General features: G+C 73.1%; 11 protein-coding genes. 6 read left to right on the top strand and 5 right to left on the bottom strand.

All coding sequences use genetic code 11. The annotated features are described in order from the left end of the window. Nucleotides 1-59: 59 nt before the first annotated feature. Both ACQPYA_RS24290 and ACQPYA_RS24285 read left to right on the top strand, forming a co-directional pair. On the top strand, nt 60-818 hold the full coding sequence (locus ACQPYA_RS24290; protein WP_433529397.1) for an SDR family NAD(P)-dependent oxidoreductase: 759 nt from the start codon (nt 60-62) through the stop codon (nt 816-818). Nucleotides 819-1,055: 237 nt separating this feature from the next. Then, entirely contained in the window at nt 1,056-4,208 is a 3,153-nt protein-coding gene (locus ACQPYA_RS24285; protein WP_433529396.1) for a BTAD domain-containing putative transcriptional regulator, read from the top strand. Nucleotides 4,209-4,221: 13 nt separating this feature from the next. Here the strand turns inward: ACQPYA_RS24285 and ACQPYA_RS24280 are convergent, their stop codons facing one another. From ACQPYA_RS24280 to ACQPYA_RS24270, 3 genes are all read right to left on the bottom strand, one after another. Then, nucleotides 4,222-5,058: an ABC transporter permease gene (locus ACQPYA_RS24280; protein ID WP_433529395.1), complete on the bottom strand. Its 837-nt coding sequence runs from the start codon at nt 5,056-5,058 to the stop codon at nt 4,222-4,224. Beyond that, the gene (locus ACQPYA_RS24275) at nt 5,055-6,011 is read right to left on the bottom strand and encodes an ATP-binding cassette domain-containing protein (RefSeq protein ID WP_433529394.1); all 957 of its coding nucleotides are present in this window, start codon (nt 6,009-6,011) and stop codon (nt 5,055-5,057) included. Before ACQPYA_RS24275 ends, ACQPYA_RS24280 begins: the two co-directional genes overlap by 4 nt. Before the next feature lie 388 nt (nt 6,012-6,399). Next, complete coding sequence (locus ACQPYA_RS24270) at nt 6,400-7,998, bottom strand: DUF4153 domain-containing protein (RefSeq protein ID WP_433529393.1); 1,599 nt, start codon at nt 7,996-7,998, stop codon at nt 6,400-6,402. 1,352 nt (nt 7,999-9,350) lie between these two features. Between ACQPYA_RS24270 and ACQPYA_RS24265 the strand changes: the two genes are divergently transcribed. Both ACQPYA_RS24265 and ACQPYA_RS24260 read left to right on the top strand, forming a co-directional pair. Then, complete coding sequence (locus tag ACQPYA_RS24265; protein ID WP_433529392.1) at nt 9,351-9,620, top strand: hypothetical protein; 270 nt, start codon at nt 9,351-9,353, stop codon at nt 9,618-9,620. After that, nucleotides 9,620-10,657, top strand: coding sequence for a hypothetical protein (locus ACQPYA_RS24260; RefSeq protein ID WP_433529391.1), 1,038 nt, complete (start codon nt 9,620-9,622; stop codon nt 10,655-10,657). The genes ACQPYA_RS24265 and ACQPYA_RS24260 overlap by 1 nt, the downstream gene beginning before the upstream one ends. Nucleotides 10,658-10,718: 61 nt before the next feature. On the opposite strand, the gene ACQPYA_RS24255 is transcribed toward ACQPYA_RS24260, so the two are convergent. Beyond that, complete coding sequence (locus ACQPYA_RS24255; RefSeq protein WP_433529390.1) at nt 10,719-12,899, bottom strand: carbohydrate-binding module family 20 domain-containing protein; 2,181 nt, start codon at nt 12,897-12,899, stop codon at nt 10,719-10,721. A 236-nt stretch (nt 12,900-13,135) separates the two neighbouring features. Here ACQPYA_RS24255 and ACQPYA_RS24250 point away from each other — a divergent pair, with 236 nt between their 5' ends. Next, the gene (locus ACQPYA_RS24250; RefSeq protein ID WP_433529389.1) at nt 13,136-14,065 is read left to right on the top strand and encodes an LLM class F420-dependent oxidoreductase; all 930 of its coding nucleotides are present in this window, start codon (nt 13,136-13,138) and stop codon (nt 14,063-14,065) included. On the opposite strand, the gene ACQPYA_RS24245 is transcribed toward ACQPYA_RS24250, so the two are convergent. Continuing rightward, on the bottom strand, nt 14,023-14,352 hold the full coding sequence (locus ACQPYA_RS24245; protein WP_433529388.1) for a hypothetical protein: 330 nt from the start codon (nt 14,350-14,352) through the stop codon (nt 14,023-14,025). The two genes, ACQPYA_RS24250 and ACQPYA_RS24245, sit on opposite strands and share 43 nt — an antisense overlap. A gap of 58 nt (nt 14,353-14,410) precedes the next feature. Between ACQPYA_RS24245 and ACQPYA_RS24240 the strand changes: the two genes are divergently transcribed. Further along, on the top strand, nt 14,411-15,646 hold the full coding sequence (locus tag ACQPYA_RS24240) for an FAD-binding protein (protein ID WP_433529387.1): 1,236 nt from the start codon (nt 14,411-14,413) through the stop codon (nt 15,644-15,646). Nucleotides 15,647-15,652 lie beyond the last annotated feature (6 nt).

Raw genomic sequence — 15,652 nt, 5'->3', positions numbered from 1 at the left:
CCCGCAGGTACCGCCCATGCAGCAGCGAACCGTTCGACGAACGAACAGGTGGGTCAACCATGCAGATCGCCATCGTCACCGGTGCCAGCTCCGGAATCGGACAGAGCGCCGCCATCCAACTCGCTCGACGCGGGACCGGAGTGATCCTGACCTACAACGGCAACCAGGCCGGTGCGCTGGAGACGGTCGAAATGATCGACAAGGAGGACGGCGCGGTCGTCGCGCTGCCGCTGGACGTCGGTGACAGCGCCGCCTTTCCCCCGTTCCGCGAGGCCGTCGCCGCAGCGCTGCGCGACACGTGGCAGCGGGACACCTTCGACCTGCTCGTCAACAACGCCGGCTTCGGTCACCTGGCGATGTTCGAGGAGACCACCGAGGAGATGTTCGACACCCTGATGCGGGTCCTGCTCAAGGGCCCGTACTTCCTGACCCAGACGCTGCTGCCGCTGCTGGCCGACGGCGGCGCGATCGTCAACACCACGAGCAACGCGGCGCTGCGCTCCGGTCTGGAACCCGGCTACTCCGCCTACGGCACCATGAAGGGCGGTCTGGTGGTGCTGACCCGCTACCTGGCCAAGGAGCTCAGCAGCCGGGGGATCCGGGTCAACTCCGTCTCGCCCGGTTCCACCCGTACCCGCATCGCCGACGACGCCTTCGAGCGCTTTCCCGAGGTGATCCCGGACCTGGCGGCGAAGACCGCCCTCGGCCGGCTCGGCGAGCCCGACGACATCGGCATGGTCATCGCGGCGCTGCTCTCCGAGGAATGCCGCTGGATCACCGCCCAGGACATCGAGGTCTCCGGCGGCTACAACCTCTGAACCACCGTCAGGCCGGCACCCCGGTCGGCCCGGCCGCGCCCGCCAGGGCCCGTGCCGTGGCCGCCGGGGTGGCGGGCAGCAGCGGTGGGCCCCGGTCGGGCGCTGCACTCGACGCCCCTGCTGGACGAGACGCCCGACCAGCCGCCGCCCGATCCCGGAGCCTGATGGGGCGACGGGGCCGGGCCGGGCTCGACGCCGTCGCAGCTCGGCCGGGGCGACGGGTGAGAGAGTGGGACCGTGTGGGTGGGCATCCTCGGGCCGTTGGAGGTCCGCGACGGCGATCAGGTTGTCGAGGTCGCCGGCGCGCGCCTGCGCGCGTTGCTGATCCGGCTCGCGCTTGACCCGGGCCGCTCGGTGGGCGTGCCCGCGCTCGCCGAGGCGCTCTGGGGCGACACCCCGCCCGCCGACACCGCGAACGCCGTGCAGTCGCTGGTGTCGCGACTGCGCCGGGCCGTACCCGGGCTCGGCGTACTCTCCGGCCCGGCCGGCTACCGGCTCGATCTGGGCCCCGGCGATGTCGACGCCAACCGGTTCGAGCGTCTCACCCGGGACGGCGGGGAGGCGCTCCGCACCGGCGACGCCGCCCGCGCGCTGGCCACCCTGCGTGACGCGCTTGAGCTGTGGCGCGGTGCGGCGCTGGTCGACGTCGCGGAGGCGCCGTACGCGATCGCCGCCGCCGGTCGTCTGGAGGAGCTTCGGCTCACCGCGCAGGAGGACCGCATCGAGGCGGAACTGCAGTTCGGTCAGGCCGCGTCGCCCGTCGCCGAACTGGACGAGCTGGCCGCCGCCCATCCGCTGCGGGAGCGGCTCGCCGCACTGCACATGCGCGCGCTGGCCGCCGCCGGTCGGCCGGCCGAGGCGCTCACCATCTTCGAGCGGCTGCGTCAGCGGCTCTCCGACGAACTCGGGGCCGACCCCTCGCCCGAGCTGCGCGCCGCTCACCTCGCCCTGCTGCGGGGCGAAGTCGCATCGCCGCCGGCCAAGGTCGCCGCGCAACGCGGCAACCTGCGCGCCGGGTTGAGCACCTTCGTCGGTCGCGACGAGGATCTGCGCCAGCTCACCAAGCATCTCGCCGAGAACCGGCTGGTCACTCTCATCGGTGCGGGCGGCACCGGCAAGACCCGGCTGGCGATCGTGGCCGCCGGCGTCCTGGCCGACAGCCTCGCCGGCGGTGCCTGGCTCGTCGAGCTGGCGCCGATCACCGAACCGGCCGACGTGCCGCGTGCCGTGCTCGACACGGTCGGCCGCCGCGACCTCGCGCTCGAATCGGCCCGCCCCACCCCGCGCGACACGCTCGGTCGCCTGGTCGAGGCGCTCGCCTCCGAGGAGACCCTGATCGTGCTCGACAACTGCGAGCACGTCGTCGGCGCCGCGGCCCGACTCGCCGACGACCTGCTCGGCCGCTGCCCGGGGCTGCGCATCCTGGCCACCTCCCAGGAGCCGCTCGGCATCGTCGGCGAGGTGCTCGACCCGGTGCCGCCGTTGCGGCTCCCGCCGGTGGACGTGACGTCGATCGACGCCCTGGCCTACCCCTCGGTGCAGCTGCTGCGCGACCGGGGTGCGGCGGTACGTCCCGGCTTCGCGGTGACCGACGACAACGTCGCGGAGGTGGGGGAGATCTGCCGCCGGCTCGACGGCCTGCCGCTCGCCATCGAGCTGGCCGCGGCCCGGCTCCGGACGCTCTCGCCGGGGCAGGTCGCCGCCGCTCTCGACGACCGGTTCCGGCTGCTCACCGGCGGCAGCCGGACGGCCCTGCCGCGCCACCGGACGCTGCGCGCGGTGGTGGACTGGAGCTGGGCGCTGCTCACCGACGCCGAGCGGCGCCTTGCCGAGCGGCTCGCGGTCTTTCCGTCCTCGATCACCGCGGAGTCGGCGGTCGCGGTCGGTGGCGGGGACGCCGCGCCGGTGCTCGACGTGTTGGTCGACAAGTCGCTGTTGCAGGTGGTCGGTGACGGCCGGTTCAGGATGCTGGAGACCATCCGCGAGTACGGCCTGGAGCGGCTCGCCGAGACCGGTGGCCTCGCCCAGGCCCGCGCCGCCCACGCCGTGTACTTCCGGCACCTGATGCAGACCGCCGACCCGCACCTGCGCACCGCTGGTCAGCTGCCGTGGCTGCGGCGGTTGGAGGCGGAGCGCGACAACATCGTGGGTGCGTTGCAGTTCGCCTGCGAGGCCGGCGACGCCGACACCGCGCTGCGCATCGGCGCGGCGCTCACGCTGCCGCTGGTGATCTGGGGCGACGACGCCATCGGTGGCGACGTGCTCGCCCGCGCGCTCGCGCTGCCGGGGCCGGCTCCGTCCGGCGAACGCGCCGTCGTGCTCGCCCTCCGCCTGATCATGGATTCGTTCGGCGGCGCGCGGGAACCGGACGCGGCCCAGGTCGCGGAGCTGGCGGAGGCGTTCCGCGCGGCGCAGGGGTCGGGCAACCCCTACCTGGCCCTGCTCGAACCGCTGCTGTCGATGCTCGTCGACGACACGGCCGCCGGCATCGCCGCGGTCGACCGGGCGCGGCCTGACGCCGACCCGTGGACCAGCGGGACGCTGCTCGCGCTGCGGGGGCGGATCAAGGAGAACGACGGCGACGCCGACGGCATGCTGCGCGACCTGACGCAGGCCACCGCGCAACTGCGCGCGGTCGGCGAGCGGTGGAGCCTGTCGATGGCCCTGAGCCAGTACGCCGACGCGCTCACCAAGCGCGGTGACTGGGCGGCGGCGACATCGGCGCTTGAGGAGTCGGCGCGGCTCTCGCGCGAACTCGACCCCGCGACGGAGCCCGGGTTCCAGATGGTCTGGTTGGCGGCCCTGCGTGCCCGCTCCGGCGACGTGGCCGGGGCCAAGAGGGACCTGCGACGGTTCATCGCCGACCAGGCGGCCGGACGGGACGGCCGCAACACCGCGTTCGGGCTGGTGATGCTCGGCGACATCGCCCGGGTCGAGGGCTCGCTCGACGAGGCACAGGAATGCCTGACCGAGGCGATGCGCCGGCTGGCGGCGATGCCGTTGGCCGTACCGCAGTTCCGCGGGCTGGTGCTGACGGCAATGGCGCACCTCGCGCTCGCCCGCGCCGACATCGCGGGCGCGCGCCGGTGTGTCGGCGAGGCCGCCTCCTGCGGCATCGCCTCACGCGACATGCCGGTCGTCGCGATCGTCACGGTCGGCTGGGTCGCGCTCGCCGCGGCCGAGGGCCGGTTCGCGCTGGCCGCGGAGCTGCTCGGCACCTCCGACTCGCTGCGCGGCTGGCCCGACCGGTCCAACGTCGACGCCCAGCGGCTCGCCGAAGAGTTGCGCGCGGAGCTGGGCGACGAGGCGTACGACTCCTCGTACGCCCGGGGGAACGGCCTGAGTCGGGCCGATGCCCTCGCCTTCGTGGGCACCGACCCGACTCGGTGAGTTTCCGGGCGGGTCAGGCGCGGCGGCGGTACGCGCGTACCGCGAGCGGCGCGAAGACCGCGATGATCGCCACGGTCCAGATCAGCGACTTCGTGACCGGGCCGGCGACCGGGCCGCCGATGACCAGGCCGCGGGCGGCTTCCATCACGTCGGCCACCGGGTTGATCTTGACCCACCACTGTAGCCAGCCGGGCAGCGTCTCCGTCGGCACCATCATGTTGGTGCCGAACGTCAGCGGGAAGAGCATCAGGAACGCGGTGCCCTGCACGGCGCCCGGGCTGCGCATCAGGACGCCGAGCAGCACGCCGATCCAGCTGATGGCGAACGCGAACGCGATGGTCAGCAGGCAGGCCGCGATGGTCGACAGCGGGTCGGTGCCGATCCGGAAGCCGATGGCGTACCCGAAGGAGAAGAGCACCACGATCGAGACCACGAAGCGGACCAGATCGCCCACCACCGAGCCGATCAGCGGCGCGGACCGGGCGATGGGCAGGCTGCGGAACCGGTCGAAAACACCCTTCTCGACGTCGGTGTTGAGGCTCACCCCGGTGGCGATCGAGGCGAACAGCACCGTCTGCACCATGATCGCCGGCAGCAGGAACTGGAGGTACGCGTGCTGCGAGCCGGAGATCGCCCCGCCGAGCAGATAGACGAATATCACCACGAACATGACCGGCTGGAGGGTCACGTCCAGCAGCTGTTCGGGTGTCCGGGCGGTCTTGATCAGGCTCCGGAGGGCGAGCGCGAGACTGTGCCGGGCCAGCCCGAAGGGACGCCGCTGGCCGTGGTCGGCCCGGACGGTACGGGTCTGCTGCTGGGGCGGCTCGGCCGCCCGGGTCATCGTGGTCATGCCGTCAGCTCCTCAAGATCCTTGGCGCCGTTGCCGGTCAGCGTGAAGAACACCTCGTCCAGGCTGGGCAGCCGCAGCGCCAGCTCGACCACCCCGATGCCGGCGTCGTCGAGCCGGCGGACGACCGTGACGAACGTCGCGTCGCTCTCCACCGGCACGGTCAACACGCCCGGCTGGGGCAGCTCCGGGTCGCCTCCCGTGCAGGTACGCAGGATGTCGGCGACCTCGCCGAGCTGGCCGGGGTCGGTGGGCCGGACGACGATCGTCTGGCTGCCGGCGATCCGCTTCAGCTCGTCCGGAGTGCCGTGCGCGATCACCCGGCCGTGATCGATGACCGAGATCTCGTCGGCCAGCGCGTCGGCCTCCTCCAGGTACTGCGTGGTGAGCAGCACGGTCGAGCCGTCGTCGACCAGCGAGCGGACGACGCCCCACATGTCCTCGCGCTTGGCCGGGTCGAGACCGGTCGTCGGCTCGTCCAGGTAGATCACATCGGGCCGGCCGACCAGGCTGGCCGCCAGGTCCAGGCGTCGGCGCATGCCACCCGAGTAGGTCTTGGCCGGCCGCCCGGCCGCCTCGCCCAGGTCGAACCAGGCCAGCAGCTCGGCCGCGCGGGCCTTGGCGTCGCGGCGGGTCAGATCGAGCAGCTGACCGATCAGCACCAGATTCTGCGTGCCGGTCAGGTCCTCGTCGACCGAGGCGTACTGCCCGGTCAACCCGATCAGGCGACGTACCTTCGCGGCGTCGCGGACCACGTCGTACCCGCCGACCGAAGCGCGTCCCTCGTCGGCCCGCAGCAGCGTGGCCAGAATGCGGACCGCGGTGGTCTTGCCGGCGCCGTTCGGTCCCAGCACGCCCAACACGGTCCCCCGTCGTGCGGCGAGGTCGATCCCGGCCAGCGCGGTCGTCTCGCCGAACCGCTTGACCAGGCCCTCCGCCTCGAATGCGTAACTCATGGCACTCACCGTGCCCGGACCCGCTTGCAGGCCGCGCACACGCCGCTGGCAGCGGCCCGCACAGCGCGCTGAGACGCCCTGCGGGCCGGGCGCGCGTGGCGCGGTGCCGCACGGCGGCCGGGCGGCCTCCGCCCGTGCAACGGCTACAGGTCGTCGTCGGCCAGGTCGGCCTCGACCAGCTGCCGTTCCTGGTCGGTCAACGGGCGTTGCGGAGCCTCGGCGGGCGTGCGGAACCGCTTCCGATGCCGCTGCGCGGCCTCGCCGACGAGCGTCGCGAGCTCCCGCCCGGCGTCGGCCCGCTGCTGCGCCTGCGCGCTGTCGCGCCAGGGCCGCCTGGCGTCACCGTGCGGGTCAGTACGGTGATCGGCGGGACAGGGTCATCGTGCGGTCAGCGCGGTGATCGGGTCCTGGGCAGGTCGAGTTCGTCGACGCGGCGGCAGTCGCGCTGGTTGCCGATCGCCTTCGGCCCCAACCGGTCGAGCACCGCCCGCGCCCGCTCCCGCCCCAGGTTCCAGGCGTACCACGGGTCCGGCTCGGCCAGGTCGTCGGCGATCCAGCTGAGCGTGCAGCGGCGTATCGGATCCGGCAGGTCGGCCAGGGCCGGGGTGGCGTCCGCGGAGAGAGCGCGCAGGTACCAGGCGTCGATCCGGCCCGTCTCCTCGTACCGGGCGACGTTGCGCTTGGCCGCGTAGTCCTCCGGGTTGAGCGCCGCCAGGCCCAGCAGCATCACCACCGCGAGCGCCGTGGCCAGCCGCGGGATCCAACCGCCGCGCCAGCGTACGCCGGCGACCAGGATCATCAGGAAGACGGCGCCGAGCAGCAGCTCGAAGGCCATCACGAAGATCCGCTCGCCGGTGAAGCTGTAGACCTGCTGGTACGTGTACATCCGGGACAACGCCGACACCACGATGATCACGGTCAGCGCGCTGAGCAGGCCGAGCAGGGCCCGCAGCAGCACCCGGTCGAGTGGCCGGTCCCGGCGGGCCCACCGGGTCACACCGCCGAGCACCGCCAGCGCCAGCACGGTCACCACGACCAGTTGCCAGAAGCCGCTGCGGGCGTACTCGGCGTAGCTGAGGCCGGTGGTCGCCAGGACGTGGCGCTGCCCGCCGAAGAGCACGGTGAACTGCACGGCGACGAAGCCGCCGAAGAGGGCCACCAGGGCAGCGATCGGCGGAGCCCACTCGACCAGGCCGACGCTGCGGGTGGTCGGCCGGTCGACCGTGGACAGGTCCGGCGGTGCGGCGATCGTGTAGACGGCGGCCACGGCGATCAGGCCGCCGATGGCCGCGAGGAACAGCCACCGGAACACGCCGCTGACACTGATCTCCGGGACGAGCGCGCCGAGCACCTGGCCGAAGGCGGCGTCGGCGGAGGAGAGCAGCGGCCCGAAGACCACCAGCACGACCACGGTGGCGACGACCGAGCCGACGACGCGGCGTGCGGCACCGGGCGCACCGGGCGGCCGGATGTGGGTACGCACCCACGGCAGGCCGCGAATCGCCGCGAGCGGTGCGGCCACCACGCTGAACAGGATCGAGCGGACCCGCCGTCCGCCGACGATCGCCAGCGCCGCGCAGCCCAGCGCCCCCAGCACGCAGAACGTCACCAGCCACCAGGCGTTGCGGAAGCCCAGGACCGCGAGCAGCGCCAGGGCCGCCGCCGCCCAGCCGGCCCGGACCCACCGCTCGGTGCGCGGCAGCGCCGCGGTGTGGGCCCGTACCGCGACGGTGACGCCGGCGGTCAGCACCAGCCAGCCGAGGAACCAGCCGATGCCGGTGCGGCCCATCGGTACGAAGGCGGCCACGCCCAGCGCCCCGGCCAGGACGGCCAGCGGGGTGGCCCGCTCGCCGGCCGATTTCGGTCCGGGCCACGCCCGGTCGAAGAACGACGGCTGCGGCGGCACCCGCTGGAACAGGGCCGGGCTACCGGGCGCCCGGTAGCCCGGCACGCCGGGCGGCGCCACCGGCCACGCCGGCGCGCCCACCCTCGCCGGGTCCGCCGGCCCGACGCCAACCGGCCGCGTCCCCGCCGGTCCTGTGCCCGCTGGTCCTGTACCCGCTGGTCCTGTGCCCGCTGGTCCTGTGCCCGTCGGTCCTGTGCCTGTCGGTCCTGTGCCTGTCGGTCCGGGGTCGACCGGGCCGGTGCCCGTCGCCGTCCCGGTGTCTGCGGGCGCGGCGTCCGCCGCATCGGCGGCTGCTGGCTCTGCATCCGCTGTTGCACCGGCCTTGGTGGGTGCCGGGTCCGACCCGGACGCTGCGGCTACCGGTCCACCGGCGGGTGGCGGCATGGCCGTCGGGCCGGTGGTGGACGTGGTCGGATCGTCGCTGGTGGCCGCGTCCTCCGGCCGCGCCGGCGTGGCCCCTTCAGGGGCCGCTGCGGCGGTTGCCTCGGAAGTGCGCTGCGCCGGCGGCGTCACCCGGGTCGGGCCAGAGACGCTGGTTGGCGGAACGGGCACCGTGATGGCGGCCGGCTGCCCCGCCACCGCAGCGCTCGCCGTCCGGGTATCCGGACCGGCGGTGGCAGTGGGCTCCCCCTCGGCGGCAACCAGTGGGAGGAAGATCGCGTAACCCCGGGTGCCGGGTGGGACGGTCACCGGGATGGCCCAGGCGGGCTGGTCGGCCGGACCGGGCCAGACGATGGACGGCACTCCTTCGGCGGCCGGCATGACCAACAAGTGGGGTGGCATCGCGGCCGGATCCGCCGTGCTGGCACCGGCTGTGACAGGGGCCTCGCCGGGTTCCCCGGTGGTCGGAGAACTCGCGGCGGGTGGCGGTTCGGACACCGCGCCTCCTAGATCGACAAGTTGCCGTCACTCTAGGGCCGGCCGCCCGTTCGCGTGGTCCCCGTCGTAGTCGTCAAGCGCGCCGTTGCCCGTCAAAGTGTTAAAAGGGGGCCCCTGTACTACGCCAGGCGTTAACAGGGGGCCCCTCCTTACATCTGGGGTGTCTGGAAGGTGACAGGACGGGGGGGCCTGCCTCGACGCACTGTTGTAGCAGGTAGAGAGGCTGCGGATGGCGGGCCACATCCGACTCTCCGGCCGGGCGGGGACAATAACTTCCCCGCCGGGCCGCCAGCACCGAGCCCGGCCGCCGCCGTCGCGACCGGTCCCGGCGCCCCGCGCCGGTGGCCCCGCGTACGCCGTCACGGCCGCGTCCCGGTCGACACCGCCCGATCGTCCGGGCCGGTGTCCCCGCGCCCGACAGCGACGTCGCCGCCGCAACCACGCCGGATCCCCGCCGAGGCGCGTCGCCTCGCCCGGCTCCGGCCGCCGCAGACTCCGCCGCACCGGTGGTGCAGATCCGCTGGTCGCGGCGATCGAGCCAGGAAGGAGCCGTCATGGCTGCTCCCACCGCGACCGCCTCCCTCAACGCGACCAGTTACGCCCCCGGTGCCCAGATGCTGCTCACCGTCACCTACAGCGATCCCGACAACAAGGCGCTCACCGTCACTGTCGTGGTCACCGACGCCCAGGGCAACAGCAGCGCGCCGGTCAGGGTCAACGCCGTCATCGACCCGCTCACCATCACCGTCACCGACGACTCGGGTCGCACCTGGACCCGGGTGTCGGACAACGGCGCCGTGGCCGTCTACCGGGCGGTGGCGTGATGCCCCGGGTCACCGTGACCGTGCGCGACACCGGCGGGCAGACCGCCACCGCCGCGGCCGACTACGCGATCACGCCGCCGGTGCTCGGTGGCTACTACCTCTCCGGCGGCGCCGACCCGACGGCCGACATGACCGGCGGCAACTTCCGCTCGCTGACCCAGTACCGCAGCTTCGCCGACGGCTACGTCTTCCCCGGTTACAACCGGCCGTGGCTGACCACGCTGGGCAAGGCCGGAGTGCGGATCAACATGGTTCTGGAGCTGAAGCACTACGGCACGACGAACACCGGGGCGCAGACCTTCGCCGTGGACGGCGTGACGTACACCGTGCCGGCCCCGGCGATGACCATCCAGCAGCGCCCGAGCACGGTGTGGCCGAGGGCGTACGGCTACAGCCAGGTGCTCGCCGGGCAGTGCGACGGGCTGTTCGCCCGGGCGCTGTCGCAGTACCGGACGCTGGGGTTCGGGGTGAACGTCCAGCTCGCCTCCGAGCTGGACACCGACCACGAGTTCGGCACCACCGAGGCCGGCAAGGCGTACACCTGGGCCGAGTCGGACGCTCGGGCGGTGCAGGCGATGACGTACATCGTGAACTGGTTCCGGGCCAAGGCGCTGCCCCAGGGCACCACCTTCTCGGTCGGCCTCGGCGGCTTCGACCGGGCCTGCTTCCAGCGCACCCACCCGGAGGCGCTGATGTCCCGGCTGGACTTCCTCCAGTGGAACGTCTACGCGACCAACGCCAGCCACACCGCGCTGGAGCGGTTCCGGCGGACCAAGGACTGGGCGGTGGCCGACCTCGGACCGGTGGCGCTGTCCCGCCCGGTGCTGATCGCCGAGTGGGGTGTCCGGGTCGCCGAGATTCCCGACCAGTCGGGCTGGATCGCCACCGTGCCGGCCGCGATCGCCCGCCTCAACGCCGAGCGCGGGCCAGTCATCGAGCGGACGAACTACTTCAACTCGGGCTGGGGCACGCTCACCCCGAAGGCGGCCGGGCTGGCCGCGCTGCGGGCCGCGTACGCCCGCCCGCCGTACGCCTGACCACCGTTGGCGAGGCCGAGAATGGCCCCTCCCGAGGGCTCGGGAGGGGCCGTGGGCACGGTCAGCGCCAGGTGTCGGTCAGGATCAGCGAGCCGGTGGCGGTGGCGGTACGGTTCGCGCCCGACTCCCAGACCACCGTCCCGTCGTCGGTGCGCTTGACGTACTTGTAGGAGAAGGCGGTGCCGGCCGGCAGGCTCAGCTCACCGGTCCAGACCGGGTAGCCGGTCGCCGAGAGCCGCAGCCCCCGGGCCGGGTCCCAGCCGCCGAGGGCGGGGAGGTCGCCGACGACGTGGATGTTCTGCCCGTACACGGTGGTGGCGGTGGCCCGGAAGGAAACCGTGGCAGTGCCCGATGGGTTGCCGGCCGGCTGGTTCCAGGTGGCGGCGATGGCCGTGCCGCCGGTGCCCGTGCGGTTCGGGTCGTTCTCCCACTGCACGGCGCCGTTGCCGACCTTGACCAGCTTCCACTCGAAGGTGGTGCCGGTCGGGATGTCCACCGACCCGGTCCAGGTCGGGTAGCTGCCCGAGGTGGTGGAGAGCTTCACCCCGCCCGCCGGGTTCCAGGAGCCGAGCTGCGGGATCGAGCCGACGACGTACACCTCCTGGCCCAGGTCGGTGGAGACGGTGGCGGTGAACCGGGTGGCCCCGGCCGGGTTGGACGGGCTCGGGGTCGGGGTCGGCGTGCCGGTCGGGCCGGCGGTCGGGGTCGCCGTCGGGGTGGGGGTCACGCCGTCGAGGCGGGCCTCGACGTGCAGGGCCACCGCGTGGTCGGGGGCGACGTCGGCGGTGAAGGCGCCGCCGGCGACGGTCACCGGGCCGCCGGGGCAGGCCCCGGTGGACCGGTCGTACGCGCCCCGGCCCACGTTGCAGTAGCGGCCGTCCGGCAGCGAGGTGGCGAAGCTGCGGCTCCAGGTGCTGTTGGTGGCGTTGAGGGCGACGTACCCCCGGTTGCCGCGGGCGAACGCCAGCCGGCCGTTGCCGTCGGTGGTGACCGATCCGATGCCGGTACCGGCAACCGCGTTGCGGAAGCCCGGCATGCCGGCCACCCCCGGGTCGCGGTGCTCGCAGATCCATGCGCCGTCGCCGCAGGCGGTGGCGAGGGTGGTGCCGTTGGAGGTGCTGGGCGGGCCCTGCCCGTGCACCGAGCCGTACGCGTAGCTCGACATCAGCTGGGGCCGGCCGTACGGGTGGGCCATCATGAAGGTGTCGGCCAGGTAGTAGCGGGGGCCGTTCTTGTAGGTCAGCGTCGGGTTGTCCCGCTGGGTGTCGTGGTTGTCCACGAACACGACCGCCTGTTGGCTGGTCAGCCCGCCGTAGTCGGGCAGGTTGCCCAGCTGCGCGATGTTGCCGTCGCGGAACGCCGACGACACGGCCCGCTGGTAGTCGAAGTTGGTCACCCCGCCGTACGGGGCGTAGGCGGTGTACGGGATGGTCCCGTCGCCGTACACCTCATGGAACAGGTCGGGCCGGCCGCCGAAGCCGGGCACGTCACGCAGCCGGCTGATGATGTCGGCCAGGTGCGCCTCCTGCACGTGCTTGGCCGCGTCCACCCGGAACCCGGCGACACCGAGGTCGATCACCGCGTTCATGTACTTGGCGATCTTCCGCCGGACCTCGGGGTCCGCGGTGTTCAGGTCGGCCAGGTCGAGCAGCTCGCAGTCCTGCACCTCCTGTTTGTTGCCCCAGTTGTTGATCCGTCGGTAGCAGGGCGCGAAGTCGGCGTAGCCGTAGCTGTCGCCGGAGCCGTCGTTGAACAGGTTCGGGTAGCTGTACTTGCTGTACACGGTGCCGGCGCTGCCCGGGCCGCTGCCGGCCGAGCCGGTGCCGCTCATGTGGTTCAGCACCATGTCCACGTAGATCTTGACGCCCTGCGCGCGGCAGCGTTCGACCATGTCGACGAACTGGGCCCTGGTGCCGCGCCGGGTCGCGTCCAGCCGGTACGACACCGGCTGGTAGTCCTGCCACCACGGGTAGGTGGCGCCCTCGGCGCTGGGCAGCACCACGTGCTCCTGCGGCGGGGAGACCTGCACCCCGCCCCAGCCGTTCGGGCCGAGCGTGCTCTCGCACTCGGCGGCGATGGAGTCCCACCGCCACTGGAACAGGTGGACGATCGTGTCGCCGTTGGCGCGTGCCTCGGCCGCGTTGGCGGGGACACTGCCGGCGATGGCGGTGAGGGTGGCCGCGGTCAGGGTCGCGGCCAGGGCCGCCGCGGGTAACGCGGCGCGGGGACGGGGGATACGCACGGTGCCCTCCTCGGGGGACGGTCAGGCAGTCGTCGGTGACAGCAAGGATTCCTGCAAGTTATGCAAGAACTTGCGGTAGTGGCGTGACCGTAACAGTGACGTCGATGGTTGGGAACCTCTGTTTCACAACTTGGTTCGTTGTGATTCGACCCTTGCGGAGGTGTGAAAGTGCTGCAAGGATTTTCTTCCGCGCCGACCGCCCCCGGGTGCCGCCGCCGGCTTTCTATGCTCGACGCATGGAACTGCGGATCTTCACCGAGCCCCAGCAGGGTGCCAGCTACGACGACCTGCTCGCCGTGGCCCGTCGCGCCGAGGAGACCGGCTTCGGCGCCTTCTTCCGTTCGGACCACTACCTCATGATGGGATCGGTCAGCGGCGAACCCGGCCCGACCGACGCCTGGACGACCCTGGCCGGGCTGGCCCGGGACACCCGGTCCATCCGGCTCGGCACGCTGATGACCGCCGCCACCTTCCGGCTGCCCGGCCCGCTGGCGATCACCGTCGCCCAGGTCGACCAGATGAGCGGCGGCCGGGTCGAGCTGGGCATCGGCACCGGCTGGTACGACGCCGAGCACAGCGCGTACGGCATCCCGTTCCCGGCGCTGGGGGAGCGGTTCGACCGGCTGGCCGAGCAGCTTGCCGTGATCACCGGCCTGTGGCGGACCCCGTCGGGCGGGACGTTCGACTTTGCCGGAGACCACTACCAGGTCAGCGACTCACCCGCACTGCCCAAGCCGGTGCAGCGACCGCACCCGCCGATCCTGCTCGGCGGGCGGGGCGTGAAGCGCACGCCGCAGCTCGCCGCCCGGTACGCCGACGAGTTCAACCTGCCCTTCGTCTCGGTCGCCGAGACGATCGCCCAGTTCGATCGGGTCCGCGCCGCCTGCGCCGGGATCGACCGGGACCCGGCCGAACTGACCTGGTCCAACGCGCTGGTGCTGTGCTGCGGGCGGGACGACGCCGAGGTGACCCGCCGGGCCGCCGCGATCGGCCGCGCCCCGGACGAACTGCGCGAGAACGGGCTGGCCGGCACGCCGGCCGAGGTCGTCGACAAGATCGGCCGGTACGCGGAGACCGGCAGCCAGCGGATCTACCTCCAGGTGCTCGACCTGAGCGACCTGGATCACCTGGACCTGGTCGCCACCGAGGTGATGCGGCAGCTGTGAACCACCGTCACATCGGTGACCACCTGCACCGAGCCGTCCAGGTACCGGCCGACGATCGGCCGCGCGTCGGCGTCGGTGCGCGGCGGCGGGCCGGGGACCGGGGGCGGACCGGGCACGGGTGGCGTCGGGACCGGTTCGGGAGTGGGCACCGGCTGCGGATCCGGCTGGGACCAAAGGTACGCCTCGGCCGGGCCGCTGGCCGGCTCCACGCCGCTGCCGGTCGGGTCGATCTCCTCCTCGGAGGGGTACACGTCGCCGCGAGGGGCGGGATCACGGTAGCTGCTCATCGGCGTAGGGTTCCCCGTCGGAGCCGGCGGTAACCGTCGGCGCGGAGAGGGGGTCGCAGTGCCGACGCACCGTAACTGGGCGGGCAACGTCCGGTACGCCGCCCGGGCGTACCACCGGCCGTCGTCAGTGGACGAACTGCGTGAGCTGGTCGCCGGCAGCGACCGGATCCGGGCGGTGGGCAGCGGACACTCCTTCAACCGGCTCGGCGACACCACCGGGGACCTGGTCGACCTGGCCGGACTGCCGGCCACGGTGCGCCTCGACGAGCAGCGGCGGGTGGTCGACGTACCCGCCGCGATGCGCTACGGGGACCTGGCGACCTGGCTGCACGAGCGAGGGTACGCCCTGGCCAACCTCGCCTCGCTGCCGCACATCTCGGTGGCCGGCGCGGTCGCCACCGGCACCCACGGCTCCGGCAACGCGGTCGGCAACCTGGCCACCGCGGTGGCCGGCCTGGAACTGGTCACCGCCGCGGGCGAGCTGCTCACCGTGGACCGGGACGACGACGGCTTCGCCGGGATGGTCGTCTCCTTCGGCGCGCTGGGCATCGTCACCCGGCTCACCCTCGACGTGGTGCCCACCTTCGATATCCGCCAGTACGTCCAGCTCGACCTGCCCCGCGCCGCGCTGGAGGCGGCGTTCGCCTCGGCGTACAGCGTCAGTGTCTTCACCGACTGGCGCTCCACCCGCGGCACCCAGGTCTGGCGCAAGCAGCTGGCGGAGCAGGCCGCGCCCCCGGCCGGCTGGCTCGGTACGACGCCGGCCGACCGGCCGTGGCATCCGGTGCCCGGCATGCCGACGGTCAACTGCACCGAGCAGCTCGGGGCGGCCGGCCCCTGGCACGAGCGGCTGCCGCACTTCCGGCTCGGCTTCACCCCGAGCAGCGGCGACGAGTTGCAGTCGGAGTACCACCTGCCCCGGGCCGTGGCCGCCGACGCGCTGGCCGCGCTGGACGAGGTGGCGCACCTGATGGCGCCGGTGGCGCAGACCAGCGAACTCCGCACGATCGCCGCCGACGAGCTGTGGCTCAGCCCGCAGTACGGCCGGGACACCCTCGCCCTCCACTTCACCTGGGTCGCCGACGCCTCGGCGGTGCTGCCGGTGGTCGCCGAGGTGGAACGCGCCCTCGCCCCGTTCGCCCCCCGCCCGCACTGGGGCAAGGTCTTCGGCCTCACCCGCGACGCGATCGTCGCCACATACCCCCGCTGGCCCAGCTTCGAGGCCCTCCTGCACCGCCTCGACCCCAAGGGCAAGTTCCGCACCGACGAGCTGGACCGCCTCTTTCCCCGCTGACCCGCG

This window comes from Micromonospora sp. CA-263727, from assembly GCF_050942455.1.
Taxonomy (GTDB): Bacteria; Actinomycetota; Actinomycetes; order Mycobacteriales; family Micromonosporaceae; genus Micromonospora.
The sequence above is the reverse complement of the archived record's forward strand: the minus strand, read 5'-3'. Positions and strand labels throughout refer to the sequence as shown.

Excerpts from the sequence above, each read along its gene's own strand:
- ACQPYA_RS24290 (WP_433529397.1), top strand. The coding sequence starts at position 60 with ATGCAGATCGCCATCGTCACCGGTGCCAGCTCCGGAATCGGACAGAGC.
- ACQPYA_RS24280 (WP_433529395.1), bottom strand. The coding sequence starts at position 5,058 with ATGACCACGATGACCCGGGCGGCCGAGCCGCCCCAGCAGCAGACCCGT.
- ACQPYA_RS24275 (WP_433529394.1), bottom strand. The coding sequence starts at position 6,011 with ATGAGTTACGCATTCGAGGCGGAGGGCCTGGTCAAGCGGTTCGGCGAG.
- ACQPYA_RS24265 (WP_433529392.1), top strand. The coding sequence starts at position 9,351 with ATGGCTGCTCCCACCGCGACCGCCTCCCTCAACGCGACCAGTTACGCC.
- ACQPYA_RS24260 (WP_433529391.1), top strand. The coding sequence starts at position 9,620 with ATGCCCCGGGTCACCGTGACCGTGCGCGACACCGGCGGGCAGACCGCC.
- ACQPYA_RS24250 (WP_433529389.1), top strand. The coding sequence starts at position 13,136 with ATGGAACTGCGGATCTTCACCGAGCCCCAGCAGGGTGCCAGCTACGAC.
- ACQPYA_RS24245 (WP_433529388.1), bottom strand. The coding sequence starts at position 14,352 with ATGAGCAGCTACCGTGATCCCGCCCCTCGCGGCGACGTGTACCCCTCC.